We start from the raw sequence: 233 nt of genomic DNA, 5'->3' as shown, positions 1-233 counted from the left end.
CCAATGATGGCCATCATGGCCAGTCGTCCGTTCGCGATCTCCGCCGCGAGTTTCTTTTCCTTGGTGTCCGCAGGGGCCTTGATGTAGCTGTTGGGCACACCCAGGAAACCGGCATTCTCAAAGTCACCAGGGGCACGCTTGGGATCGTCCACGTACTGGAAGAGCTCCACGGTTCCGGCGAAGGCCACCATCTGAGCCCAGCCACTCAGGGGGACCTTGCTGAATGCAGCGAA

1 protein-coding gene is annotated in these 233 nt (G+C 60.1%); it reads right to left on the bottom strand.

Annotated features, from left to right (window positions below):
- Positions 1 to 188 (bottom strand): chlorophyll a-b binding domain-containing protein (locus tag ACYQ78_RS40170; protein ID WP_459806247.1); only part of this gene is annotated, 188 nt, incomplete at its 3' end.
- Positions 189 to 233: the final 45 nt, after the last annotated feature.

This window comes from Herbidospora sp. RD11066 (genome assembly GCF_054661255.1).
This window is presented reverse-complemented; position numbering and strand designations above follow the sequence as displayed.